The following is a 25,615-nucleotide window of genomic DNA, read 5'->3' as shown; positions in this document are numbered from 1 at the left end:
ATCATGCTCAACATAGACAAGATCTCAAAGACCTTCTTTCCGGGAACGGTTAATGAACGCCGTGCGCTTCGCGAAGTCTCCCTGGAACTCGCCCCTGGTGACTTCGTTACCGTCATCGGTTCCAACGGTGCGGGAAAGTCGACACTGCTGAACTCCGTTGCGGGCCGGCTCATCCCGGATTCGGGAAGGATCTCGATCGACGGCAAAGACGTGACGAACCAGCCGGAGCATAAGCGTGCGAGGAAGGTTGGGCGCGTCTTTCAGGATCCTATGGCGGGTACAGCGCCGAACCTGACGATTGAGGAGAACCTCTCACTCGCTTATCTGCGCGGCAAGAAGCGCGGACTCGGCCTGGGCCTCAACTCCGCGCGCCGGGCTGTTTTTGTGGAACAGCTGGAGTCGCTCGAGCTGGGCTTGGAGAAGCGCCTTGGAACGAAGGTGGGCTTGCTCTCCGGCGGCCAGCGCCAGGCGCTGTCGTTGCTCATGGCCGGCTTTACCAACCCGAAGGTGATGCTTCTGGATGAACACACGGCTGCCCTCGACCCGCAACGCGCGGAGCTGGTGACCACACTGACGAAGCGCATTGTCGAGCAAGGGCAGCTCACCACGCTGATGGTGACGCACAATATGGCACAGGCCCTGCAGGTGGGAAACCGCCTCATCATGATGCATGAGGGAGAGATCATCTACTCCGCTGATGCCGAGGAAAAGGCAAAGCTCACGGTGGAGGATCTCATGGCAGAGTTTGCGAAGATCAAGGGCGCGACTTCCGACAGGACCCTCTTGCAGTAGCGTTCCTCCGTGGTTGTTTCACGTGAAACCTAGGTGCTGTGTTTGGCAGTACCTAGGTTTCTTCTTGTCTGTGGGGCACTAGCATTTCAGTGGGGCTCTAAGGGATGACACAAGAAGAGGGCCCAGCGTGTGCTGGGCCCTCTTTAGTGTGAAGCTGCGGGAGCTTGAGTGGATCTACTTGAGCTTGATGAGCGCGGAGGAGAAGTAGTCCTCGACTGCTGATGGGTCATCGAGAGGGAGAACAGCGCCTACGTACTGGTCCGGGCGAACGATGACCACCGCTCCGTCACGGGAAATTCCGCGGGCATCGAAGATGTCTTTGTCGCCAGGGAGAGCGTTGAAGACATTTTCCCAATTCGGGATGTTGAACTTGCCGTTGCGCGGGCGGAACAACAGTGGGGCGTCAAGAATCTCATAATCGTGATGGTTGGTCTGCTGGTAGATAACCTTCACGTCGAAGTAGGTATTCTCATCAGCTCCCTCCGGGGTGAACTTGTCCAGGATGGGGCCGAGCTTCTCGGCCCACTCGCTAAGAGTGGAGTTCTCTCCGGCCTTGGGGGCATCGGCAAAGGCGTAGATGCGGTAGCGGCCATCGGCCGTGTGCTGGTGGCCCAGGTGCTGAGGGTAAGCATCGCAGCGGCGAAGAACCTCAAAGGACTTGAAACGCTTGCCCACCGGGAAGCCGGAAGCCAGATCTTGGTGCTGTGTTGTTCCGACGATCAGGTTTTCTTCGTACTGCGTCATCATGCCAGCGGCGAACTCCTCCGCGGCGACGTAGTACTTCTCCACTGCCTCCGGATCATCGAGTTCTTCGGTAGGTGTGGCCATGAGGGTGGACCACTCGCGGTCGAAATTAATGAGGTTCTGAGCAGCTGGCTGACGCTCGCCGTGGTAGGTGGTCAGGAGTTCCTTCGGGGCGCGGCCGTCGAGGACGTGACCGAGCTTCCACCCGATATTGAAGCCATCCTGCATGGAGACGTTCATGCCCTGGCCGGCCTTGGCGGAGTGGGTATGGCAGGCATCGCCGGTGAGGAAGACCCGTGGATCGTCGTCGTTATCGTCGAAGGCATCGACGAGCCGGTGGCCCACCTCGTAGACGGAGTGCCAAGCAACCATCTTGACGTCGATGAAGTAAGGCGAGTAGATCTCGTTGGCCTTCTCGATGATCTTCTCAATCGGGGTGGAGCGGACCTTGTGGTTGTCATTCTCGGGCACGACGCCGAGGTCGACGTAGATGCGGCAGAGGTAGCCGCCCTCACGCGGGATGTGCAGGATTGAGCCGGCCTGGGAGTGGATGGCACACTTGGTGCGCCAGTCTGGGAAGTCGGTGTCAACCACGACATCCATGACGCCCCACGCGTGGTTAGCCTGGTCGCCCTTGAGGGAGCGGCCGATGGACTTGCGGACGCGAGACTTAGCACCATCGCAACCGACGACGTACTTGGCGCGTACGTCGCGCGGGTTGCCGTCGACATCCTCGAGGTGGACCGTTACCGGGTATTCGCCCTCCCTTACCTCAAGGGAGACGAAGGTCCAGCCGTAATCCGGGGTGATGCGGCCCGGGGCGCGGTGCGCATAGCGAGCGAAATAGTCCAGCACGCGGGCTTGGTTGACAATGAGATGGGGGAATTCAGAGATGCCCTGCTCGTCATCGATGGGGCGAGCACCGCGGATAATCTTGGAACGATCCTGCGGATCCGGGTTCCAGAAAGACATCTCCGTGATCTCGTAGGCCTCTTCCGTGATTTCCTTGGCAAAGCCAAAGGACTGGAAGGTTTCCACGGAACGGGACTGGATGCCGTCGGCCTGGCCCAACTCAAGGCGGTGAGGACGGCGCTCAATGATGCGCGTGTTGACGTCGGGGAACATTGCTAGCTGAGCGGCTGCGATCATGCCGGCCGGACCGGAGCCCACAATGAGAACGTCCATTTCATCCGGAAGTTCAGAGACGCGATCGATGCCGTATCCGGCAGGTTCGTGCACGCGGGGATCTTCCGAAACATAGCCGTTGTGGTGGAACTGCACTGTGGACTCCTTAGTTGGCGGTTGTAGTGGACGAGAACAAAGAGAGTGATGGGGGTGGTGACTGCTCCCCCACTTCTATGTGAGCTTCGCTCGTTGTATTGGTGACTCAGTTCAAGGCTTCAGGAGGATGTGAGCTGGGTCGTATATGAGAATCATATATGATGCGCCCCCCGCGCACAATGGCTTGTGCAGAAAGGGGAGCGCATGGGTGGAGGGGCGTCGTCTAGCGCTGGCTGAAGATGAAGTGGCCCTGGGATTGCTCGGCCTCGTGCTCTGCGCCGAGGTCTATTCCCTTGCGCTCACGCAGGATAAATGTGCAGATAAAGCCGATAATCGAGGCCGAAACCAGGTAGCCCGACACTGCAAAGGTGGTACCCGTTGCCTCGACGAGCGAGGCGGCAATCATGGGGGCGAAAGCGCCGCCCAGGACAGAGCCGAGGGCATAGGTAATGGAGACGCCGGTGGCGCGAATGGAGGCGGGGAAAAGCTCGGCGTACATCGCGGACTGTGCACCGTAGGTGAGACCCAGACCCACAGTGAGGAAGAGGAGCGCACCGTAGAGCATCCCCAGGCTACCCGTGTTGACCAGGGGGAAGAGTGCGGCGGCGCCGATGCCCTGCAGGATGAACCCGAGGAGATAGGTCTTCCGACGGCCGATGTAGTCGGAGATGAATCCGGCGAGCAAGGTGGTCAGGGCCCATGCGAAGGCGGACACGGTCACCGCGTTAAGAACATCACCGCGGTCGAGTGCGACGGGGCCGTCGGGGTCGGTAGCGTAGCGCTGGATGTAGCCGCCCGTGGTCATGTAGCCAACGGTGCCGTTACCTGCGAAGACGAGCGCGGCGACCAGCACCAGCGGGGTGAAGTTCTTGAAGAGTTTGCCAATGGGGTTGGTGGCCTCTTCCTCTTCGCGCTCTGCGATTTCCTCAAAGACCGGAGACTCGTCGACGCCCATGCGGATGAGGTAGCCCACCAAGATGAGGACGAAGGAAAGGAGGAAGGGAACGCGCCAGCCCCAGCTCATGAAGGCGTCGCCAGGCGCGATGGTGTTCATGATGGAGAGCACGCCGGAAGAAAGCAGCAGACCGGCAGGAACGCCGATCTGAGGTCCTGCGCCGTAGAGGCCGCGCTTGTCGTTCGGCGCGTGTTCCACCGCCATGAGAACGGCGGAACCCCACTCGCCACCCGCGGAGATGCCCTGGATGATACGCAGGGTGATGAGGAGGATCGGCGCCCAGATTCCAGCAGTTTCATAGGTGGGCAGAAGGCCGATGAGGGTGGTAGCGCCGCCCATGGCGAGGAGCGTGACCATGAGGACCACGCGGCGGCCGAGACGGTCGGCGAAGTGCCCGGCCAGGAACGCGCCGACTGGGCGGAAGAGGAAGGACAAGCCAACGGTCAGGAAAGAAATGATGGTGGCTAGGCCACCTTCGAGCGGGCCGAACATCAGCTGGTTGAACACGAGTCCGGCTACTGCTGCATAGAGGAAGTAGTCGTACCACTCGATGGCAGTACCGATGGTTGTCGCGGCGACGACGCGGCGGCGTTCGGCCGTCGAAATTGCCGGCGTGACAGTTGTGTGCGACATGGTGTGATTCCTTTCGGCATGTGGTGTGCCATATACGGAAGTGCGTGTGAGTTGAACCACTTGCGGTGGTGGTAGGGATAATATACGATCTGGGCAAGGATTTGTTCACAATTAAGGATTCTTCATGGCTGTACCTGAGTTCTTGCCGGTTAAACCGGGCAAAATGATCGCTGTCCATGTGGCCTTTGAGTCCCGCGCAGCGCAGCGCGGTCGCTGGCCCAAGACCCCGAGTTACTTCCTCAAGGCAACCAGCACGCTGGCTGAGTCGGGCGGGATCGTCGAACGCCCCCAGGGGACAGAGCTGCTGGCTTTCGAAGGTGAAATTGCACTCATCATTGGCACTCCGGCCCGCAATGTCTCCCTCGAAGATGCGTGGAAGCACGTTGCGTACGTGACGGCTTCGAATGACATCGGCCTGTATGACTACAAGGTGCAGGACAAGGGTTCCAATACCCGCTCCAAGTCCCGCGATGGCTACACCCCCATCGGGCCGGAGCTTATCGACGCCCAGGGGATCGACCCGAAGGGTCTTCGCCTCCGCACGTGGGTCAATGGCGAAGTTGTCCAAGAGGGAACCTCTTCCGATGAGGATCTCATTTTCCCGCTCGCACAGTTTGTTGCCGACCTTTCCCAGCACATGACACTAGAGGCCGGTGACATCATCCTCACCGGTACCCCGGCCGGCTCCTCTGTCATTGAGCCGGGTGACGTTGTTGAGGTCGAGGTTGACGTGCCAGGTGGCGTGAGCTCCGGCAGGCTGAAGACCACCGCGAAGGAAGTCCCCGCCTCCTTCGACCCGCAGCTGGGCAACCTGCCCTACGTGGACGATAAGCAGCGCGAGGACGCCTATGGCGACCGCGAATCCGCCGGCCTTCCTCCCAAGGATGAGGGCGGCCTCGCCCCAGAGCTCAAGGCGGCTTTGGAGAAGGCCCCGACCGCTGGCTTGTCCGCCCAGCTGCGCAAGCGCGGCATCAACCAGTCCGTGATCGAAGGCGTGTACCCGCAGGCTACGGGAACCAAGATGGTGGGCGTTGCCCGCACCCTGCGCTTTGTGGCTGGCCGCGAGGATCTGTTCAAGTCCCACGGCGGTGGCCTCAACGAGCAGAAGAAGGTTTTCGACACAGTCAAGGAAGGCGAGGTCATCGTCATTGAGGCTCGCCAGGAATCCGGCTCCGGAACGCTGGGTGACATCCTAGCGCTGCGGGCGAAGGTCCGCGGTGCAGCCGGTGTTGTCACCGATGGTGGCGTGCGTGACTACGAGGCTGTGAAGGAGATTGGCCTGCCCGTCTTCACACAAGGCGCACACCCCTGCGTTCTCGGCCGCAAGCATGTCCCGTGGGATAGCGATATCGCTGTCTCCTGCGGCAATGCCACCGTTCTCCCGGGCGACATCATCGTTGGTGATGATGACGGCGTCGTGGTCATTCCCCGCGATATTGCAGCCGAGGTCGCTGAAGACGCGCTGGCTAAGGAGCACGAAGACGAATGGGTCGCCTCCCAGGTGGAGACGGGCGCCAGCCTGGATGGGCTCTTCCCGCCGACCGGAGCGAATAAGGAAGCCTACATCGCGTTCCGTGATGGAAAGGCGGGTGGTCAATGACGGAACCCGCACTACCAGCTGGGGAAAGCAAGTCCCAACAGGCCTATAACTGGATAAGCGAAAAGATTCGTACTCGCGAGTATGAGCCCGGGTACCGCCTCGTGTTGGCAACAATCGCGGAGGAACTGGGCGTCAGCGTGGTTCCCGTCCGCGAGGCCATTCGCCAATTGGAAGCGGAGGGGATGGTCACCTACGAGCGCAACGTCGGTGCCAGCGTGACCACCTACAATCGCGAGGCCTATTACGAATCCATGGACATCGTGGCCACGCTAGAAGCAAATGCCACGGCCCAATCCGCCCAGTATCTCGATGCGGAGGATATTGCCCGAGCGCGGGAGATCAACCAGCGCATGCGGGAGCTCGATATCCTCCACGATCCAGAAGAATTCACCCAGCTCAACAAAGAATTTCATAGCGTTCTCTTCTCCAAGTGCCCGAACGAGAGGATGAAGAACTTGGTGGTGGACCAGTGGAAGCAATTGGAATACCACCGCGTCTCAACCTTTCGGTATGTGCCCGAGAGAGCTCAAGAGTCAACGCGCGAGCACGAGCAATTGCTCAGCCTCATCGAGGCTGGAGCCGAACCCGCCTACATAGAAAAGGTGGCCAGGCAACACCGACTGACCACTCTCAGCACCTATCGCAAGAAAAACGACTAAGGAGTATCAACCACCCATGGCTATCAACAACGATGCTGCTAAGCCCACCGACCTTCCAGAGAAGATTCTTCACTACATCAACGGCGAGTTTGTTCCGTCGATTGACGGCGATGAATTTGAGGTCCTGGATCCGGTAACGAACAAGACCTACATCAAGGCCGCGTCTGGCAAGCCGGAAGACATTGACAAGGCTGTTGCCGCCGCGAAGGAGGCCTTCGAGAACGGCCCGTGGTCCAAGGCCCTGCCGCGTGAGCGCGCCCGTGTGCTCAACAAGATTGCGGATATCGTCGAAAGCCGCGCGGACAAGCTCGCCGCGTGGGAATCCTTCGACTCCGGCTTGCCCATCACTCAGGCCAACGGCCAGGCGAAGCGCGCTGCGGAGAACTTCCGCTTCTTCGCTGACCTGATTGTCGCCCAGGCCGACGACGCCTACAAGGTACCGGGCCGCCAGATCAACTACGTCAACCGTAAGCCGATTGGCGTGGCGGGCCTGATTACCCCGTGGAACACCCCGTTCATGCTGGAGTCCTGGAAGTTGGCCCCGGCCATCGCCACCGGTAACTCCGTCGTCCTCAAGCCGGCTGAGTTCACTCCCCTCTCTGCACAGCTGTGGGCAGGAATTTTTGAGGAGGCCGGCCTCCCGAAGGGTGTCTTCAACCTGGTCAACGGCTTCGGCGAGGAAGGCTATGCAGGTGACCCGCTGGTTAAGCACCCGGATGTTCCGCTGATTTCCTTCACCGGCGAGTCCCGCACCGGCCAGATCATCTTTGGCAACGCAGCCCCGCACCTCAAGGGCCTGTCGATGGAGCTGGGCGGCAAGTCCCCGGCCATTGTCTTCAGCGATGCCGATCTAGAAACTGCCATCGACGCCTGCATCTTCGGCGTCTTCTCCCTCAACGGTGAGCGCTGCACCGCCGGCTCCCGCATCCTGGTTCAGCGCGATATCTACGATGAGTTCGTGGAGCGCTACGCCGCCCAGGCTAAGCGCGTGAAGGTGGGCCTGCCCTCCGATCCGACCACCGAGGTCGGCGCCCTGGTGCACCCGGAGCACTACGAGAAGGTCACCTCCTACATCGAGATCGGCAAGCAGGAGGCCACCCTGGCCGCCGGCGGCGAGCGACCGGAAGGCTTCCCGGAAGGCAACTTTGTCCAGCCGACCGTCTTCGTTGACGTCAAGCCGGACGCACGAATCTTCCAGGAAGAGATCTTTGGCCCCGTCGTTGCTATCACCCCGTTCGATACCGACGAAGAGGCACTCGAGCTGGCAAATAACACGAAGTACGGCCTTGCTGCCTATGTCTGGACCTCGGATCTGAAGCGCGCCCACAACTTTGCTCAGAACGTGGAGGCCGGCATGGTGTGGCTCAACTCCAACAACGTCCGTGACCTGCGCACCCCGTTCGGCGGCGTCAAGGCTTCCGGCCTGGGCCACGAGGGCGGCTACCGCTCGATCGACTTCTACACCGACCAGCAGGCCGTCCACATCAACCTAGACAAGGTACACAACCCGGTCTTTGGCAAGCAGGACTAAGACGTCCACTCTCTACTCCCCCACCACTAACTAACTAAGGAGCCATCATGGCTGACATTCAGGCCCCCGACATTTTGCGCTGTGCCTACATGGAGATCATCGTTACCGATCTCGCTGCATCCCGTAAGTTCTACGTTGACACCCTCGGTCTTGTCGTCACCGAGGAGAACGAGAACGAAATCTACCTGCGCACCTACGAGGAGTTCATCCACCACAACCTCGTGCTGCGTCAGGGACCCGTTGCTGCTGTCGCTGCATTTTCCTTCCGCGTTCGTTCGCCGGAGGATCTGGACCTCGCCGAGGAGTTCTACAAGGCACGCGGCTGCGAGGTGCGCCGTAACAAGGATGGCTTCGTCAAGGGCATCGGTGATTCCGTGCGTGTACAGGACCCGCTGGGATTCCCGTACGAGTTCTTCTATGAGGTTGAGCACCGTGAGCGTCTGGCCTGGTCATACGACGCCCATATCCCTGGTGCGCTGGTTCGCCTCGACCACTTCAACCAGATCACCCCGGATGTTCCTGCTGCCGTGAAGTACATGGAGGAGCTCGGCTTCCGTACCACCGAGGACATTCGCGATGAGGAAGGAACCGTTTACGCTGCATGGATGCGCCGCAAGCCGACAGTGCACGACACCGCCATGACCGGTGGCGATGGCCCGCGTATGCACCACATCGCATTTGCTACCCACGAGAAGCACAACATCATCGCGATTTGTGACAAATTGGGTGCGCTGCGCGAGTCCGACCGCATTGAGCGCGGCCCGGGCCGCCACGGTGTTTCCAATGCGTACTACTTGTACCTGCGTGACCCGGATGGGCACCGCGTGGAGATCTACACCCAGGACTACTACACCGGCGATCCGGATAACCCGGTCGTGACCTGGGATGTCCACGATAACCAGCGACGTGACTGGTGGGGAACCCCGGTTGTTCCCTCCTGGTACCGCGATGGCTCTACCGTCCTCGACCTCGATGGCAACCCGGTGCCACTGGTTGCCCGTGAGGATGAGTCAGAGCTGGAGGCCACCATTGGTGCGGACGGCTTCTCCTACACCCGCAAGGAAGATGCAGAAGAAATGCCGGAGTGGAAGCAAGGCGAGTACAAGCTGGGACACCAGCTCTAAAACGACCTAAGTACTCAAGTTGATGAACGTGGCCCCGTGGCGTCGAGAAGCAAGCGCACATATCGCGGGGCTGCGTTGTCGTTTCACGTGAAACCTTCAGGTTTAACAAACCTGTTAAACAGAACAAATACGTTCTACAACACCTTAAGGAGCGAAGTACATGCTGGATGAGAAACAGCACATCGCTATCGCAGATGAACTGGCGCAAGCCGAAAAAGATCGCACCATGGTCCCGCTGCTGACCGCCCGTTTCCCTGGGATGAGCATCGAGGATTCCTACGCGGTGCAGCGAGAGTGGGTACGCCGCGGTGAAGAAAATGGGCGCCGCCTCGTCGGCCGCAAGATCGGCTTGACCTCGAAGGTCATGCAGGAGGCCACGGGAATCACCGAGCCGGACTACGGCGCCATCTTTGAAGACCAGGTCTATGAGAACGGCTCCACCATCGAGCACGCGCAGTTCTCCAATGTCCGCATCGAGGTCGAGCTGGCCTTCGTGCTCAAGGAAGAGCTGAAGGGCCCGAATTGCAGTATTTTCGATGTCCTGCGCGCGACGGAGTATGTCGTCCCTGCTCTGGAGATTCTCTCCTCCCGCATCGAGATGGAGGGACGCACCATTGTCGACACCATTTCGGATAACGCAGCCCTCGGTGCCATGGTCTATGGCGGCAACCCGGTGGACCCCGCAGACGTCGATCTGCGCTGGGTGTCCGCGCTCCTCTACCGCAACGAGTCCATCGAAGATACTGGCGTGGCAGCCGCGGTGTTGAACCACCCGGCAATGGGCGTGGCATGGCTTGCCAATAAGCTTCACGCGCACGGCGATAGCCTGGCCGCCGGCGACATCATCCTGGCCGGTTCTTTCACCAAACCCATGTGGGTCGAACCGGGCGATACCGTCCACGCAGACTACGGAAAGTTGGGGTCCATCACATGCCGATTCCAGTAAAGTTGCCGCCAACCTTTGCGGACGTCCTAGAAAAGGCCGAGCAACCGCTCGTTGGCGCATGGATCTGCTCCGGTTCGGAGGCTGCGGCTGAGATCATTGCCTCTGCGGGTTTTGGCTGGACGCTTATCGACGGTGAGCATTCGCCCTATGGCCTGGAGACCATTCTTTCCTTGCTTCGCGCCACCGATGCCTACGGTCTCACGCGCGTGGTTCGCGTGCCCGTGAACAACACGGCGCTGATCAAGCAGTACCTTGACCTGGGTGTACAAAACTTGATGGTGCCCATGATTGATACCGCCGAGGAAGCGGAAGCAGCCGTAGCGGCTATGCACTACCCTCCCCGCGGTGTGCGCGGCGTCGGCTCGGCGCTGGCCCGCTCCTCGCGCTGGAACGGCGTGGAGAACTACCTCGCCAACGCGTCAGACACGGTGAGCCTCACGGTGCAGATCGAATCTGCGACGGCGGTGGAGAATGTGGAAGAGATCGTGGCTGTTGAAGGCGTGGACAACATCTTCGTCGGCCCCTCGGACCTGGCGGCCTCGATGGGGCTGTTGGGCCAGCAGACCCATCCGGATGTGCTCGAGGCGGTCAATCACACATTTGAAGCAGTTCGTGCTTCCGGAAAGAAGGTAGGCGTCAACGCCTTCAATCTTGAACAGGCTCAGAAATACATGGCTTCTGGTGCATCATTTGCCCTGGTTGGGGCGGATGTTCAACTTCTTTCGGGTGCGGCACGCCAACTGGCAGACAAATTCCATTTGGGAGGGTAAAAAAGAACCATGAGTGAAAACAACAAGGTCAATATTGACGAGCTGCTGGCCAAGGTTCCGACCGGCTTGCTGATTAATGGTGAGTGGGTAGAAGCCTCCGATGGCTCCACTTTCGACGTGGAAAACCCGGCGACCGGTGAGGTCATCGCCACCCTTGCCTCCGCTACTTCTGAGGATGCGAAGAAGGCTTTGGACGCCGCCTGCGCCGTGCAGGATGAGTGGGCACGCACGTCCACCCGCGAGCGCTCAAACCTGCTGCGCCGTGCTTTTGACCTGGTGCAGGAGCGCAAGGACGAGTTCGCTGCGCTGATGACCCTGGAGATGGGCAAGCCGCTGGCGGAGTCCTATGGTGAGGTTACTTATGGCGCTGAGTACCTTCGCTGGTTCAGCGAGGAAGCCGTTCGTGACTACGGCCGCACTCTGCCGGCGCCGGAAGGCACCCTGCGCATGGTGACCCGCCGCAAGCCGGTGGGCCCGTGCTTGCTCATTACCCCGTGGAACTTCCCGCTGGCTATGGCTACTCGTAAGATTGCCCCGGCCATCGCCGCTGGTTGCACCATGGTGGTGAAGCCGGCCAAGCTGACGCCGCTGACCACCCAGTACTTCGCACAGACCATGATCGATGCCGGCGTTCCGGCAGGCGTGGTCAACGTGGTGTCCGGTAAGTCGGCCTCTGCCATCTCTGAGCCGATCATGGCGGATTCCCGCCTGCGCAAGGTGTCCTTCACCGGCTCTACTCCGGTGGGCAAGACTCTGCTCAAGGCCGCTGCCGACAACGTCCTGCGCACTTCGATGGAGCTGGGCGGCAACGCTCCGTTCATCGTCTTTGAGGACGCCGACATTGACCAGGCCGTCGAGGGCGCAATGGGCGCCAAGATGCGCAATATCGGTGAGGCCTGCACCGCTGCCAACCGCTTCATCGTTCACGAGTCCATCGCTGATGAGTTCGCGGAGAAGTTCGCCAAGCGCATCGGTGAGCTCAAGGTCGGCAACGGCCTCGACGAGGGCGTCACCTGTGGTCCGCTCGTGGAGCAGAAGGCGCTGGACAACATCACCGCGCTTGTCGACGATGCCGTGGCCAAGGGCGCCAAGGCTATCGTCGGTGGCAAGCCGGGTGAGGGCAAGGGTTACTTCTACTCCCCCACTGTTCTGACGAACGTTCCTCGTGATGCCCGCGTAGCACAGGAGGAGATCTTCGGCCCGATCGCTCCGATCCTGACCTTCTCCGATGAGAAGGAAGCGATTGAGATTGCTAATGACACCGAGTACGGCCTGGCCTCCTACGTGTTCACCGAGGACTCCGACCGCATGTGGCGTATCGGTGACGGCCTTGAATTCGGCCTCATGGGCTTCAATGCTGGCGTCATCTCCAACGCCGCTGCCCCATTCGGTGGCGTGAAGCAGTCCGGCATGGGCCGCGAGGGCGGCGCTGAGGGCTTGGACGAGTACACTTCGCTGCAGTACATCGCTATGCGCGACCCGTACGCGAATGCATAAATAGTGCATTAAATACGCTGATAATAATGCTGGCATCTCCTTTGTGAGAGGTGCCAGCATTATCTTTTGTGCATAGTATTTGCGCCGATGTGGTGTGACAGCACTCATAGACAAATCGTGATCACGCACAAACAACAATACTTCTGTGCGACGGGACACAATTACTAACTACACACCGAGATGCGTTGGGCTCGCTCCAAGGCATCATCGGGCCGACATAGTTAGTAAGGAGGAGTTGGAGTGGACACATCGACGCAGTCACCAGTGCTACCCGCTCGAAACGTACAGCCCGGGCACCGGGCTCCCAACGACCAAGAGGGTGGCCTGGGCGCCGGGCGCCTAGGGACAACGTCGCTAGTCTTTATGATTATTGCGGCTTCCGCCCCCCTTACTGTGCTCGCGGGAGGAGTACCGACCAACTTTGCGGTATCTGGATTGTTGGGGGTCCCTTGGAGCTACTTAGCGCTTGGGATCATCCTCGTGTTCTTTGCAGTCGGGTACGGAATTATGAGTTCGAAGATTCAGAACTCAGGAGCCTTCTACGCCTATGTGTCTGAGGGGCTGGGCAACCGTCAAGGAATCGCAGCGGCGATTCTAGCGCTGGTTTCTTATAACATGATGCAGGTTGGTCTGTACGGTATCTTCGGTTTCTCCCTCGCCAATCTGATCAATGGTTGGTTCGGCACGAGCATTTCGTGGTGGATGGCGGCCTTGGTTGGCTGGCTTTTGGTAGCAGTCATGGGAGTCAGCAACGTCGACTTCTCGGCCAAGGTCTTGGGAGTTTTGGTAGCGCTTGAATTCCTCGTCGTTGCCGGTGTTTCTTTGTTGTCGCTAGGCGTTGCTCCCGAGGGAATCACCGCGGAGACGATGCGTCCAGACCAGTTCTTCACTGACGGCATTGGCGTGCTTCTCGCTTTCGGAATCGCGGCCTTCATGGGCTTTGAGTCTGGTGCGATCTACTCGGAAGAAGCACGAAATCCGGAGCGGACGGTTCCGAAGGCCACGTATATCGCTGTTGGAACTATTGCCCTTTTCTACGCCTTTTCGGCATGGGCATTCGCTCAGGGAGTGGGGCCCTCCGTCGTCATCGACAAGGCAACTGAGTTTGGTCCCGACCTAGTCTTCGTGTGGTTGGGCGACTATTCAGTGTTTGCTTCCAACGTAGCGAACTGCTTGTTTGTAACCTCGCTTATTGCTGCTCTCGTGGCGTTCCATAACGCCGCAGCGCGATACTTTTTCTCCCTCGGGCGCTCACGCGTTCTTCCTAAGAAGTTCGCGACATCATCTGCTAAAGGCGCGCCTATAGCTGGGTCTCTTACCCAGACAACACTTGCAGTCGTTGTCGTGGCTGGCTTCGCAGTGGCTGGAAATGGGAGTGAAATGGGCGAGCTGTTCCCAGTTCTTACTCTCTTTACGTGGCTTACTAACGCGGCGGCATTTGGCCTGGTCTTCCTGCTCGCAGTGGTGAGTGTGTCCATCATGGTATGGCTCAACAAGCAAGAAAAAGGCTACAACCTATTCACTCGCATCATTGCACCGCTTGTGTCAGCTTGCGGACTCTCAGCTGTCTTCGTACTGGTGCTGATGAATTTCCCGCTCATGATTGGCGACACCGGCCCGGATGCCCTCGTGTGGGTAATGCCGGGAATCATCATCGTATCCGGAATCCTTGGCCTTGTCTGGGGCGAATACTTGAAACATAAGAAGCCGCATATCTACGCAGGTCTTCAAGACAATCTTGATCAAATCTAAAACTTGAGGAAGGCAATCATGGAAAAGAAGAATGTAATCGTCGTTGGTGCAGGATTCGCAGGTCTAACGGCAGCGCGCGAGTTGCAAATCGCAGGAATTGACTATCACATCGTGGAAGCACGCGACCGCATCGGTGGCCGTGCATGGACGGATGACAGGCTCGGACGTCCGTTGGAGATTGGCGCAACCTGGGTGCACTGGCATCAGCCGCATGTCTGGTCCGAAATCACTCGTTATGGCCAGGATATTATCGCTTCGCCCGTTGTAGATACCGCCTACTGGTATGCCGGCGGAGAGTTGAAGTCTGGCACGGAGGCAGAAATGGATGCCAAACTGGCGCGGCCGATGGAGAAGATCTTCGAAAATTCTCGCGAATTCTTCCCAGAGCCGCACAAGCCGCTGCTTGTGCTGGATGAAAAATTCGGTGCATCCCAAGAGTTAAAGGATGCTTTCCTAGCTGCAGACCAGGCTGGAGTTCTCGATGCGTTGGAGGACGGTGACTTTACCCAGGAAGAAAAGGACCTCTGCAATGCGTATTGGTCGGCCGGGTACATCGGGTACCCAGAACAGGGCTCCTCTTTGATGGCCAAGCAGTGGGCAGCCTTGTGCGATCACCGTCTTTCCTTGGTGGATGAGCAAACACTGCGATACAAACTCGTCAATGGCATGCGGGGTATCTACGGCAACATTGCAAAGGATCTGACCGGAGAAATCCGTTTGAACACTGTGGTGACTGCGATTGAGCATGGAGAGGATTCAGCCACCGTTACATATGCGGACGGTACTTCCGAAACGGCAGACGCAGTGATTGTCACGGTTCCGGTCGGTGCGTTGGGGAACATTACGTTTACGCCAGGGCTGCCCGAGGGCGCGCAGAAGACTGTCGAGCAGAAGTGGAACTCAACTGGTTTCAAGGCGTGGATCAAGATCAAGGGGCACCACAATATTTTCGGCTACGCGCCTCAGCCGGCCGTTGTGTCTGTGCTGCGTTCGGAGTACTTCGAAGATGACGACACGACCATTTGTGTCGCCTTCGGCTCCGATCACGAGAAGATTGATCTGGAAAGCATTGAGGATGCCCAAAAGGTCGTTGACCAGTGGCGCCCAGATCTTGAGGTTGTTGGTGTCACCGGTCATGACTGGGTAGCCGACGAGTACTCCGGCCAGGCCTGGGCCACACTGCGGCGAGGCCAGTTCACGGAGGGGTGGCACCACTTCCGCACTTCCACTTCCTCGTTACACTTCGCAGGAGCCGATTGGGCTTCCGGTTGGCGTGGAGTGGTTGTTGATGGAGCCATCGAAACCGGAATCTCCACCGCACGCGAGGTCATCAATAAGCTGCGTGGTTAGTCGCTGGCCGCCGCTCGGTACGCACTCGGCGGCTTGTGGAACTCCGCCTTGAAGATGCGTGAGAGGTGCGAGGGATCGTGCAGACCATAGCGGGCGCTGATGTGGCTGATTGATTCCTCGGAGTGCCGCGGGTCCACGAGCTCGCGGCGGATGTGCTCGAGGCGCCTCGTTCTGATGTAGCTGCCTACGGAAAGGCCTTGCTCGGAGAACTTGGCGTGGAGGTGGCGTACCGATACGAAGAGTGCCTGGGCGATGGTGCTGGGGCCTAGGTCCGAGTCGCCCAAGTGCTGTTCGATGTAGGCGGTGGCCTGGTTAAACAGGAGCGTACCCGCAGAGGGTTCGTCGGCCACATCCGAAGCCAGGACTGACACCAGCATGGTGAGCGCGGAGCGGACCAAGGCCGTGGCGTGCGGGCCCTTCAATAGGTCCAAGTTCTCGGCCAGCTGCTCAAAGAGGGGAACCGCCACCGCGCCTAGGCCGTGCGAGCGTGAGATAGGGTTCGCCGTGAGGCGTTGGATCTGCGCGGGTGAAATATCGAGGAAGCTCTGCGGGAAATGCACAATGAGTGTGTTTTGCTCCTCCGGATAGTGCAGGGTGTAGGGCCGCTGGGTCACATACAGAGCAAGGTCCCCTGGACGCAGTTCACAGGTCCGCCCGTCTTGGCTCATGGTTGAGGATCCGGTGATTTGTAGGCTGAGCTTACAAAATGGTGTCTCATCAGTGGCTATCTTGGAGCGATTCACGGTGTGCGGGGAGGTGCACATATCGAAGAGGGAAATATCCCCCACCTTCGTTGAGCGCAGCGTTGCGTGAAAGGAAGAGGGGTCCTCAGCGTCCACGTCGAGTTGGCCAAAAGACTCGGATGACGCGGTGCGCCATGACGCGATATCGAATTGTTCAACGGCGGAAGCAGACATAACTGGAATCATATCGTGAGAGCTGGCACATTTTTGGACAAATTGTGTGCACTCAGAGTCAATCCTGTAGATGTGGTGCAGGTAACATCGTGGGCAAAAGTTTCTTTGGGCTTTGTTCGCGGGGCCCACGACTTCTTCACAAGGAGATCTCATGACTCAGTTCGCTACCTACGCTGATCTACTTAACGCCATCACGGACGAGAACGGACGCGACATCCTCAACCCCGCCACCGGTGAGGTTGTTGGCCGCGCGCCAGAGAACACCGTTGAGGACCTTAACGCTGCAGTTGAGACCGCACGCGCTGCGCAGAAGGACTTTGCCAAGCTTAGCGACGAAGAACGTTGCGCGCTGCTCACCAAGGCGGCCGCCGCCATCGACGCTAATGCGGAGGCACTCGTGGAGCTTCTCTCCCGTGAGCAGGGTAAGCCGCTCAACGGGCCAAACGCCCGTTTCGAGGTCGGTGCGTGCTCCGGCTGGCTGAATGCTACCGCCTCCTTCGAGCACCCCAACTACACCGCTGTCGATGATGACATCACCGCCACCGTCAACTACCGCCCGCTCGGCGTCGTCGGTGCTATTGGTCCGTGGAACTGGCCGATGATGATCACCATCTGGCAGATTGCGCCGGCACTGCGTATGGGCAACGCGGTCGTCGTCAAGCCCTCCGAGTACACCCCGCTCTCCGTACTGGGCCTGCTCAAGGTCGTGAACTCCGTGCTGCCGGAGGGTGTTCTCCAGGTTGTCAGCGGCGCCGGCGAGGTTGGCGCGGCGCTGACCACCCACGAGGGCGTCGATAAGATCATGTTCACCGGTTCCACCGCCACCGGCAAGAAGATCGTGGAGGCTAGCGCGGCCAACCTTACCCGCCTCACGCTGGAGCTCGGCGGCAACGATGCCGGCATTGTGCTGGATGACGCCGACCCGAAGGAGATCGCCGGCGACCTCTTCTGGGGCGCGTTCATCAACACCGGCCAGACCTGCGCGGCGATGAAGCGCGTGTATGTGCCGGAGTCGCTGTACGACGCCGTCTGCGAAGCCCTCATCGAGGTAGCCAAGGCCTCCCCGATGGGCGTGGGCCTGGAGGAAGAAAACGTGCTCGGCCCGCTGCAGAATAAGCAGCAGTTCGACATCGTGGACAAGCTCGTCACCGCGGCCAAGGATTCTGGCGCCCGCGTGCTGCTGGGCGGCGACCCGGACTACGACGCGCCGGGCTACTTCTACCCCACCACCCTGGTGGCGGACATCGACCCGGATAACGCGCTGGTCGTGGAGGAGCAGTTCGGCCCTGCACTGCCGATTATCAAGTACACCGGCCTCGATTGGGCCATCGAGCAGGCCAATAAGCTGGATGTGGGCTTGGGCTCTTCCGTATGGTCTTCCAACCGCGAGCGCGCTCTGGAAGTTGCAGCTCAGCTGGAGGCTGGCACCACGTGGATTAACAGCCACGGTGCCGTGGATCCGCGTGTACCTTTCGGTGGTATCAAGTCCTCCGGCTACGGCGTGGAGTTCGGCACTGAGGGCCTCAAGGGCCTGGCCTACCCGCAGATCATCAACGGCTAAAACCACCATGGCGCTGCTATTCTTAGCGCCATGAGCACTGCCAAAGTCCCGGAGATCGAGTACGCAGCCTTCGACGCCATGAAGGAGGTTGCGTCCTCGCTGAAAGCTGCCTATTTCCGCCAACAGCTCGCGACCGACAGCGCGCTGGAGATTGAATATTGGACTGCACAAGAGGATTTTGTCCAGCGCACTGTGAGCGGTGTTGATAACACCGATCTTGATGAAATCCGTGCGGCAGCGGAGTTCTTTGCTCGCTTGCTCGATGAACTTGAAACCCGGGCAAAGGTGGCGTGACAGTGCTGAAGGCCGCGGATTTTCCGGTAGATGATACTTTTAAACGCCGCGTCCTTGAGCGGCGTATTGCTTATCTTTTTCGTCAGCCATCCGCTGAGCCTGAGGTCATCTATGTAGCAGGACAACCAGCATCGGGAAAGTCCTCGGTGATTGAGATGCTCACGGATGACCACGTCGTTCTAGATTCGGATGAATTACGCAAATATCATCCCGCCCTCGACGAGATCATGGAGCGCGACCCCCTGCGCATGGATGTGCTCACCAACGGTCCGGTCCCCTATTGGATGTCCTCGCTGATCGAGGATGGCCGGCAGCACGGCCACTCCCTCATCATTGAGAACACGCTGTCCAACCCGGAATTCATCGCGGGTGAGATAGCCAAGTTTCGCTCCGCGGGTTTCCGCGTGAGGGTCGTGGGCTTGGCGGTGGCGCAGGAGGTCTCCAGGCTCGGTGTCGTCCAGCGCTACCTGGAGGCGCAGCGCGTGAGCCGCTACCCGCGCTGGACCAATGAGGTTTCCCATACGTCGGGCTTTAAGGCCATCGTCCCAGGGCTTCAAGCGATTGCCCCGCTTGTCGACGACCTCGAGATCCGCACCCGCGACGGCCGCACCTTGAGCGGTATCGAGGATATTGAGGCTGAGCGCGCAACCTGGTTCGACTCCCCCGCTGTTCGGGCCGACTGGCTGGCCCGTTTTGACAGCTGTGACTTGAGTGGCCTTGAAGCGGAAAAGCTCACGCACAACCTCGTGGCTGATGCAGAGCGTATCCGCAAACTTTAAGGCTGTGCCCGTGGAACTATTAGGTTCACCCACAGTTCCCGTGCCTGCACGCATCGAGAAGGACCAGGCGGTGAACTCGAATGACTCGCCTGGTCCAACGTGTGTGTGCGCTCGGCGCGTGGTTCAACCCTTATAAGACTTGCCGGTCACAGCCTCAGCGTTTCGCTCGTGCAGCCCGCAGGCCGTTCAAGATCACGATGACTTCGGCGACTTCGTGTACCAAGACGACGGCGGCCAGGCCCAGTACACCGCTGATCGCCAGTGGCATCAACACGATGATGATGGCCAGAGACAGCACGATGTTTTGGTTGATGATCCTGCTGCCTCGGCGGGCGTGCTGCAGCGCCTGCGGGATCAGCCGGAGGTCGTGGCCAGTGAAGGCGACGTCAGCGGACTCGATCGCGGCGTCAGAGCCGGTTGCTCCCATCGCAATGCCCACCGTTGCGCCCGCCAGTGCCGGCGCGTCGTTGATGCCGTCGCCGATCATCGCCGTCGGCGTCTTGGAGGAGAGTTCGGCGACGATGCTTGCCTTGTCCTCCGGTCGCAGCTCGGCGCGCACGTCGTCGATTCCAGCGATTTCAGCCAGCGCCCGGGCGGTGCGAGTGTTATCGCCGGTGAGCATGCTCACTTCCACGTCGTTGTCGTGCAGGGATTGCACGGCATCGGGCACCTCGGGCCGCAACTCGTCGCGCACCCCGATCGCCCCGGCGAGAGCGTCATCGACGGTGACTAGGACGCAGGTCTGGCCTTCGGACTCCATACGCTCAACGTCCGCCTTCAGTGGCCCGGCGTCGATCCATCGGGGGCTGCCGACCAGCACCCGTCGGCCTTCGACGGTGCCGCCGATGCCATGACCGGCTTCCTCGCTGATATCCAAGGCGGTGGGCGCTTCGGGCTCCGCTGCCACGATCGCCGCGGCGAGGGGGTGCGTCGATTGCTGCTCAACCGCCGCCGCGAAGGAAAGCACCTGCGCCCGATCGAATCCGTCTGCCGGGACCACTCCGGTAACCTCGGGCTGGTTGCGAGTAAGGGTTCCGGTCTTGTCTACCGCTAGGTGACGGATGCCGCCGAGTCGCTCGAACGCCGCGCCGGACTTGATGACTACTCCGAACTGGCTGGCCGCGCCGATCGCGGCCACGACCGTCAGCGGCACGGAGATTGCCAGCGCGCACGGCGACGCTGCGACCAGGACCACCAGCGCACGGGTGATCCACGTCTCGGGGTCGCCCAGCAGCGAGCCAATCACACCGACCAGCACCGCCAGGATCATCACCCCGGGCACTAGGGGTCGGGCAATCCGGTCGGCGATCCGGGCGCGGTCACCCTTCTCCGCCTGCGCCTTCTCGACGAGATCGACGAGTGTGGTCAGCGAGTTGTCCGTTCCAGCTGCGGTCGTCTCGACCTCCAGCACACCGGCGGAGTTGATCGCTCCCGCGGGTACCTCGTCGCCGGGTGCGACCTCCTCCGGAATGGATTCTCCGGTGATCGCTGAGGTGTCAAGGCTGGAGCGTCCGGACCGAATGATGCCGTCCGTGGCGATCCGCTCCCCGGGGCGCACGAGCATCAGCTCGCCAGCCTCAAGGTCCTTCGCAGCGACCTCGGCCGTCGTACCGTCGCGCAGCACGGTCGCGGTTTGCGGTACCAGTTTCAACAGTGCCCGCAGTCCGCCTTGGGCCCGGTCCATCGCCTTGTCTTCAAGCGCCTCGGCGATCGAGTACAGGAACGCCAGCGCCGCGGCCTCTCCGACGAAACCAAGGATCACCGCGCCGACCGCGCTGATCGTCATAAGCAAGCCAATGCCGAGCTTGCGCTTCGTGACAAGGTTCCGGATCGCTCCAGGTGCGAACGTATAAGCGCCCAGCAGCAGGCCAAGCCAATACAGTACCGTTGCGGGCGTCTCCAAGTCGGACCAGTCCAGCGCCAGTCCTGTAATGAGGGCTACACCGGAGAAGATCGGTAGCAGTAGCTCGGGGTCTTTCCACCATGGCCGATCGAGCTCTTCGATCTCCGTGGCGGGTTCGTGTTCGCATCCACATGCTGAACTCATGCGTCCGTTCCTTTCTCGCCGCAGCCGGGCACCGAGCACTCAGTGTCGATGCAGGGGGCATTCTCGTCGACGGCCAGCGTCGCGTTGACCAGCGCTTCGAGCGCCGCCGCGAGGTGCGGATCGGCAATTTCGTAGCGGGTCTTACGGCCCTCCGGCTCAGCGACGACGATGCCGCAATCGCGTAGGCAGGACAGGTGGTTCGAGACGTTCGAGCGCGTCAGATCCAAGCTTTGCGAAATCTCGGCCGGGTAGCCCGGACCGTCGAGTAGGGTCATCAGGATTCGGGAACGCGTCGGATCAGCCATGGCCCGGCCGAGCCGGTTCATGACGTCGAGGCGTGAAGCAATAGTCAGCATGTACTGAACAATACAACGTGCGCTGAACTATTCAAAATGCACTGAACTGACGGTTGCGCGAAGGTCCTGCGATCTGCAGGAATTAGTCGATGGGATAGCAGATGACTGATCCTTTGTGGTTCGGCTGCCACCCAACGCGGGAGCGACGTGCGCGGCGAGGTTCTCCAGAATCTTCACGTTGACGTCCACGCCATCCCGCACAACCTTTACGTGTTTCCATGCGCCCATATGTTCTCTGTGTGCTGACGTAATGACAGTTTTCTGATTGTTGCAGGCTAACGAGAAAGTAACTTTGCAACTACATACCGTGGAGTTCAAATTTAACGCGTAGCGTTATTGACGCTTCGCGTTATGGGGGATCAGGTGAAGCATGATCCAGTCGTTCGCTGACAAGGACACTGAGCGTCTGTGGAATCGAGAGCGGATTCCCCCGGGAAACCGGCTCGAGGCGTTGAAAGGTGATCGGCGGGGCCAGAGGAGGTTGAGATCGTTGACTACCACTGACAAGCTCCCTCCGGTTCACCCCGGTGAGATCCTCATGGAGGACTTCCTCAAAGGAATGGGGATCACCCAGCACAAGCTCGCCGTCTCCATCGGCGTTCCGCCCCGCCGGATCAACGAAATTGTTCACGGTAAGCGCGCTGTAACCGCTGACACGGCCCTTCGTCTAGCGAAGTTTTTCGAGATGAGCCCCCAGTTCTGGCTCGGGTTACAGGCTCAATATGACTTGGACGTGGCGGAAGACAAGATCCTCTCGGAAATCGAGCGGATTCAACCGGTCCAAGCTGTCTCAGCGTAGCGGTTACCCGAACCAGGTCCGTCAGCGTGAGGATATGCATGCGGATGGTTCGAACTAGGGAATTTGGGGCCGCCGTCGCGTGGACTTGAGTTCCGAGCGCCGCTTTTTCGCTTCGAGACGGCGTCGCACCGAGCTCCGCGTCGGCTTGGTCCTGCGCCGCGGGGGAGGAGGCGGAGCGAGCGCCTCGCGCAAGAGGGCGGCCATGCGTTCGCGTGCCTCGGCGCGGTTGCGTACCTGCAATCGCTGGGTCGATGCGGTAACGGTAAGGACGGTGCCGTCTAGGCGGTGCTCGTGGTTGTGGAGGACGCGGCGACGCTGGGCGTCGGAAAGCGATGAGCACGTAGCGATATCGACGGAAAGCTGCACTTTGCTGTCCGTAGTATTGACGCCTTGGCCACCTGGTCCCGACGACTTCGCGAACCGCTCCGTCAGGTCGGCGGCGACGATGACCAGACCCCCGGGGATCCCTGGGCCAGGTGCGATGGTCAGGTCGTTCATACCGCCCAGCTTAGTTAGAGTTGCTTCCGGATCAGACCCGCCGTGCGAGATCAGGGTAGTGTACGACCACGCCGCCACCGTCGACCTCCAACTCGACGTCGACTCCCCGTGTTCCGCTTTCATATCGGACAGTTTCAGAATCGACGGAGCTGTAGTACTGGTCTGATGCGATCACCTGGAGGGACGGTATATCAATCCAAGCCATGATCAGCTGCGTTTTCGGCACCTGAGTCTCAAGCAGCGTCAAGCGACGAATAGGCATTGTGTTGGTGAGAGGGCACAGACCGAGAGCGCAATCGAGTGCGGCTTTCAGGTCGGCTGACTGGACGATACCGGGGGAGGGCAGATCTTCAAGCTGGGCGCCCTCTTCATTGGTTTCCGCCGACCACACGCCTTGCTCGGACCTAAACAGCTCGAGGCTTCGCCCCCATCCGTCGCCTTCAACGTTCACCGACACACGTTCAGTCACCCAGTTCTCCGCGGCGCGCAGCTCCCACGTGGCCTCGTATCCATCGCCGTATTGCACTCCGGAAGCGGTCAAACCGGCTCTTAAAAAATGAACTGCGGCCTAGTTCCGGATGAGGGGAATCTCGACATGCTCCCACTTATACGTGCGCTTTATGGTGAGGATTTTCCCACGCTTGATGGTGCGAAAAGGCAGGTAGCTTTCGATTTGGACCACGTACCGAGGACGAGGCATACCGGCAGAATGGTGTATTCAGTAAGTCCGCGACGCAGAAGAATCCCATGAATGAGAGCACGGCCCACACGGCCGTTGCCATCTGCAAATGGGTGAATCGTTTCGAATTGAGCGTGAGCAATCGCGGCCTGGATGAGAGCACCGTGCGAAGCGCCATCGAGGTAAAGACATAAGTCGTCTACGAGGTCATGGACTAGACGTGGGGGCGCTGGGATGAACTCGGCCCCAATGGGTGTGTGGTTACTTCCACCGATCCAGTTCTGAATAGTGCGAAGACCAGTGGGGATAGAGCCCTTCTCCCCCATCAACTCTCTTTGGAGCTTTTCAAGAAGGCCGACGGATATTGTCGGTTCGGTGGTGTCGATTTGGGGTAGTTGGTACCGCGAGTCCGCGTAGTTGGTACCGGTGTTCCGTGTATCCGGTACTGTAAGGGGTTTTCTTTCATAGTTGATGTTGGCGACACCACAATCCGCTGGTGTTGCGTCAACTTCTACTTGGAAGGAGCTGGTCCTTGTGGCCAACTTCAAGCAGATCATTGCGATGTGCCTTGATGGTGCTAGCTAGGCGCAGATCACACACGCATTGGGGTGTTCACGACGGGAAGTATCTCGTGCAAAGAAAGTCATCTCTGATGAGGGTTTGACTTCAGAGATTTTCCGTCAGCTCTCGCCGGGGTGGTTTGATGATCGATTCAGTGATGGTCGGAGTAAGAGGTCTTTGTCCTATGACCTGCTGTATCTCGGCGGGGCATGTCGGCGTCAACGTCTAGGGGTATTGAGCAGAGTGATATTTAGCCCGCTGCGTTCGGCTTGGTCGATGTGGATTTGGTCAGGAAACCAGGATGAGGCCGCCGATCCAGCTAAGGAAACGGACGGGGCCTATCGGTGCCAAATGGTGCTACCCTAGTGTTATTGCCACCTGTTACGACAGGATCGGAAGAAGACCCTGGGACCCCAGCCGGACGACTGGACTCAGGGTCTTCGCCTGCCTCTAGAGGGAATCCGGGGTGGGACGGTTGAGGACCACTTTCTCGTGCAGCTTCTCCCAGTACTGCTCTTCCCCTAGATGGACGGTGTTCAGTGCTCCCAGAACGGCATCTGGAATCCAGAGCAGGGGATCATCGCCACCGCGTACGTGTCGCAGTCGGATGCCAGCACTTTGTCCTTGGCCCTGCAGGGCAACTATGTGGGCGACGTCTCGCCTGTTTTGTGCTTCTTGCCGGCTTTCCAAAGTGACGTTGTGGACGTGCATCTCGGAGAGCTCGAAGTACATCTGCTCCAAGCATTTCCTGCGGTGCCTCTCCGTCTTCTTGCTCACTTCACTCTGGTGGGTGATGATCGCTTGCATGGAGTCGATCTCAGAAAGGGTGTCCACGATTTTTCGGCGTCGGCTATTACGTTCGTCGGTCCGGTGAAGTTTGACCTGGCCAGGAAGTCGTAGTGGACGTAGCTCCTCGCGTATTTTTTCCAAGTCTTGAGTGTCGATGATGGCTGCACACACCATGTACTCCTGCCGGTCTGGGGGTTTAAGGGCGGAGGACTCATCGATGTAGGCGACTAGCTGTGATTCCACCCTGAAATTGTAGCCCGTCCGGGCCGACCCACCCCTCGGCCCGGTACCAACTACCCGGAACACGGCAGTACCGAGTCCCCAGAACACCGGTACCAAAAACTCGCATCTGACACGGTGGCAAAGCTCTTCTCGATGGAACGCAGAACGGTGAGATTACGGGCAACCTCTTCCGCGCTTTCCTTAAAGCCGCGGACTTCCTCCTTTTGGGCGAGTTCCGCGAGGACAACCTTGTCGACGTTGGGCGCAATACCTTCAATGCGTGAGGAAGAAATCGCCTCAGAACGCATGAGTAAGCGGGCCACAGATTCCAACTGGCCAGAAGCAGCATGACGGTTGAGATCCAAGATCTCTCGCTCGATACGTGCTGCCCGGCTGGTGAGCTCTGGGGAAAACTCCATGCCTTACTTACAAGATGGTCAGGGACATAGACCTAAAAAGGGCCTCCGGCCTTATCGCGC

23 protein-coding genes and 1 pseudogene are annotated in these 25,615 nt (G+C 59.6%); 14 read left to right on the top strand and 10 right to left on the bottom strand.

Annotated elements, in window-relative coordinates; genetic code table 11:
• Positions 1-3: 3 nt before the first annotated feature.
• A complete protein-coding gene (locus CAURI_RS13065) occupies positions 4-792 on the top strand; it encodes an ABC transporter ATP-binding protein (protein WP_010188005.1) in 789 nt (262 codons plus the stop codon).
• 174 nt (positions 793-966) lie between these two features.
• Here CAURI_RS13065 and CAURI_RS13060 read toward each other — a convergent pair whose 3' ends face one another.
• The gene (locus CAURI_RS13060; RefSeq protein WP_012715383.1) at positions 967-2,817 is read right to left on the bottom strand and encodes an FAD-binding monooxygenase; all 1,851 of its coding nucleotides are present in this window, start codon (positions 2,815-2,817) and stop codon (positions 967-969) included.
• 223 nt (positions 2,818-3,040) lie between these two features.
• Positions 3,041-4,405: an MFS transporter gene (locus CAURI_RS13055; protein ID WP_010187997.1), complete on the bottom strand. Its 1,365-nt coding sequence runs from the start codon at positions 4,403-4,405 to the stop codon at positions 3,041-3,043.
• 124 nt (positions 4,406-4,529) lie between these two features.
• Between CAURI_RS13055 and CAURI_RS13050 the strand changes: the two genes are divergently transcribed.
• From CAURI_RS13050 to CAURI_RS13010, 9 genes are all read left to right on the top strand, one after another.
• Complete coding sequence (locus tag CAURI_RS13050) at positions 4,530-6,005, top strand: fumarylacetoacetate hydrolase family protein (protein ID WP_010187995.1); 1,476 nt, start codon at positions 4,530-4,532, stop codon at positions 6,003-6,005.
• Positions 6,002-6,664: a GntR family transcriptional regulator gene (locus CAURI_RS13045; protein WP_010187993.1), complete on the top strand. Its 663-nt coding sequence runs from the start codon at positions 6,002-6,004 to the stop codon at positions 6,662-6,664. Before CAURI_RS13050 ends, CAURI_RS13045 begins: the two co-directional genes overlap by 4 nt.
• 16 nt (positions 6,665-6,680) lie before the next feature.
• Positions 6,681-8,195, top strand: coding sequence for a 5-carboxymethyl-2-hydroxymuconate semialdehyde dehydrogenase (hpaE, locus tag CAURI_RS13040; protein WP_010187991.1), 1,515 nt, complete (start codon positions 6,681-6,683; stop codon positions 8,193-8,195).
• 47 nt (positions 8,196-8,242) lie between these two features.
• Positions 8,243-9,319: a 3,4-dihydroxyphenylacetate 2,3-dioxygenase gene (gene hpaD, locus CAURI_RS13035; protein WP_010187989.1), complete on the top strand. Its 1,077-nt coding sequence runs from the start codon at positions 8,243-8,245 to the stop codon at positions 9,317-9,319.
• A 160-nt stretch (positions 9,320-9,479) separates the two neighbouring features.
• Positions 9,480-10,265 (top strand): 2-oxo-hept-4-ene-1,7-dioate hydratase, encoded by a 786-nt coding sequence (gene hpaH, locus CAURI_RS13030; RefSeq protein WP_010187987.1) that lies wholly within the window; start codon positions 9,480-9,482, stop codon positions 10,263-10,265.
• Positions 10,250-11,035 carry an HpcH/HpaI aldolase family protein gene (locus CAURI_RS13025; protein ID WP_010187985.1) on the top strand — a complete coding sequence of 262 codons (786 nt, stop codon included), beginning with the start codon at positions 10,250-10,252 and terminating at the stop codon, positions 11,033-11,035. The genes hpaH and CAURI_RS13025 overlap by 16 nt, the downstream gene beginning before the upstream one ends.
• 9 nt (positions 11,036-11,044) lie before the next feature.
• Positions 11,045-12,532: an NAD-dependent succinate-semialdehyde dehydrogenase gene (locus CAURI_RS13020; protein WP_010187984.1), complete on the top strand. Its 1,488-nt coding sequence runs from the start codon at positions 11,045-11,047 to the stop codon at positions 12,530-12,532.
• Positions 12,533-12,772: 240 nt separating this feature from the next.
• Complete coding sequence (locus CAURI_RS13015; RefSeq protein ID WP_010187983.1) at positions 12,773-14,284, top strand: APC family permease; 1,512 nt, start codon at positions 12,773-12,775, stop codon at positions 14,282-14,284.
• An 18-nt stretch (positions 14,285-14,302) separates the two neighbouring features.
• Entirely contained in the window at positions 14,303-15,634 is a 1,332-nt protein-coding gene (locus tag CAURI_RS13010; RefSeq protein ID WP_010187982.1) for an NAD(P)/FAD-dependent oxidoreductase, read from the top strand.
• On the opposite strand, the gene CAURI_RS13005 is transcribed toward CAURI_RS13010, so the two are convergent.
• A complete protein-coding gene (locus CAURI_RS13005; RefSeq protein WP_010187981.1) occupies positions 15,631-16,551 on the bottom strand; it encodes an AraC-like ligand-binding domain-containing protein in 921 nt (306 codons plus the stop codon). The genes CAURI_RS13010 and CAURI_RS13005 overlap by 4 nt on opposite strands.
• A gap of 151 nt (positions 16,552-16,702) precedes the next feature.
• On the opposite strand from CAURI_RS13005, the gene CAURI_RS13000 reads away from it, so the two are divergent.
• The 3 genes from CAURI_RS13000 to CAURI_RS12990 are packed head-to-tail and all read left to right on the top strand — an operon-like array spanning position 16,703 to position 19,185.
• Positions 16,703-18,112, top strand: a complete 1,410-nt coding sequence (locus tag CAURI_RS13000; RefSeq protein WP_010187980.1) for an aldehyde dehydrogenase family protein — start codon at positions 16,703-16,705, stop codon at positions 18,110-18,112.
• A gap of 30 nt (positions 18,113-18,142) precedes the next feature.
• Positions 18,143-18,406 carry a hypothetical protein gene (locus tag CAURI_RS12995; protein WP_010187979.1) on the top strand — a complete coding sequence of 88 codons (264 nt, stop codon included), beginning with the start codon at positions 18,143-18,145 and terminating at the stop codon, positions 18,404-18,406.
• Positions 18,403-19,185, top strand: a complete 783-nt coding sequence (locus CAURI_RS12990) for a zeta toxin family protein (RefSeq protein ID WP_236660858.1) — start codon at positions 18,403-18,405, stop codon at positions 19,183-19,185. The genes CAURI_RS12995 and CAURI_RS12990 overlap by 4 nt, the downstream gene beginning before the upstream one ends.
• Before the next feature lie 154 nt (positions 19,186-19,339).
• On the opposite strand, the gene CAURI_RS12985 is transcribed toward CAURI_RS12990, so the two are convergent.
• On the bottom strand, positions 19,340-21,232 hold the full coding sequence (locus CAURI_RS12985; protein WP_010187976.1) for a heavy metal translocating P-type ATPase: 1,893 nt from the start codon (positions 21,230-21,232) through the stop codon (positions 19,340-19,342).
• Positions 21,229-21,588, bottom strand: a complete 360-nt coding sequence (cmtR, locus tag CAURI_RS12980) for a Cd(II)/Pb(II)-sensing metalloregulatory transcriptional regulator CmtR (protein ID WP_005530797.1) — start codon at positions 21,586-21,588, stop codon at positions 21,229-21,231. Before cmtR ends, CAURI_RS12985 begins: the two co-directional genes overlap by 4 nt.
• A gap of 490 nt (positions 21,589-22,078) precedes the next feature.
• Here cmtR and CAURI_RS12975 point away from each other — a divergent pair, with 490 nt between their 5' ends.
• Positions 22,079-22,387 carry a HigA family addiction module antitoxin gene (locus tag CAURI_RS12975; RefSeq protein WP_029158886.1) on the top strand — a complete coding sequence of 103 codons (309 nt, stop codon included), beginning with the start codon at positions 22,079-22,081 and terminating at the stop codon, positions 22,385-22,387.
• A 54-nt stretch (positions 22,388-22,441) separates the two neighbouring features.
• On the opposite strand, the gene arfB is transcribed toward CAURI_RS12975, so the two are convergent.
• The 5 genes and pseudogenes from arfB to CAURI_RS12950 all read right to left on the bottom strand — a co-directional run bounded on the left by arfB (position 22,442) and on the right by CAURI_RS12950 (position 25,555).
• The gene (gene arfB, locus CAURI_RS12970; RefSeq protein ID WP_010187974.1) at positions 22,442-22,885 is read right to left on the bottom strand and encodes an alternative ribosome rescue aminoacyl-tRNA hydrolase ArfB; all 444 of its coding nucleotides are present in this window, start codon (positions 22,883-22,885) and stop codon (positions 22,442-22,444) included.
• A 31-nt stretch (positions 22,886-22,916) separates the two neighbouring features.
• Positions 22,917-23,426: a putative glycolipid-binding domain-containing protein gene (locus tag CAURI_RS12965; RefSeq protein ID WP_227485926.1), complete on the bottom strand. Its 510-nt coding sequence runs from the start codon at positions 23,424-23,426 to the stop codon at positions 22,917-22,919.
• A 131-nt stretch (positions 23,427-23,557) separates the two neighbouring features.
• Positions 23,558-23,941 (bottom strand): annotated as a pseudogene (locus tag CAURI_RS14155) (Fic family protein); the annotation flags it as partial.
• A 634-nt stretch (positions 23,942-24,575) separates the two neighbouring features.
• Complete coding sequence (locus tag CAURI_RS12955) at positions 24,576-25,157, bottom strand: hypothetical protein (protein WP_012715381.1); 582 nt, start codon at positions 25,155-25,157, stop codon at positions 24,576-24,578.
• Positions 25,158-25,207: 50 nt separating this feature from the next.
• Positions 25,208-25,555, bottom strand: a complete 348-nt coding sequence (locus tag CAURI_RS12950; protein WP_012715380.1) for a Fic/DOC family N-terminal domain-containing protein — start codon at positions 25,553-25,555, stop codon at positions 25,208-25,210.
• Between the last annotated feature and the right edge of the window lie 60 nt (positions 25,556-25,615).

This window comes from Corynebacterium aurimucosum ATCC 700975 (assembly GCF_000022905.1).
In the GTDB taxonomy this organism is placed as follows: Bacteria; Actinomycetota; Actinomycetes; order Mycobacteriales; family Mycobacteriaceae; genus Corynebacterium; species Corynebacterium aurimucosum_F.
This window is presented reverse-complemented; position numbering and strand designations above follow the sequence as displayed.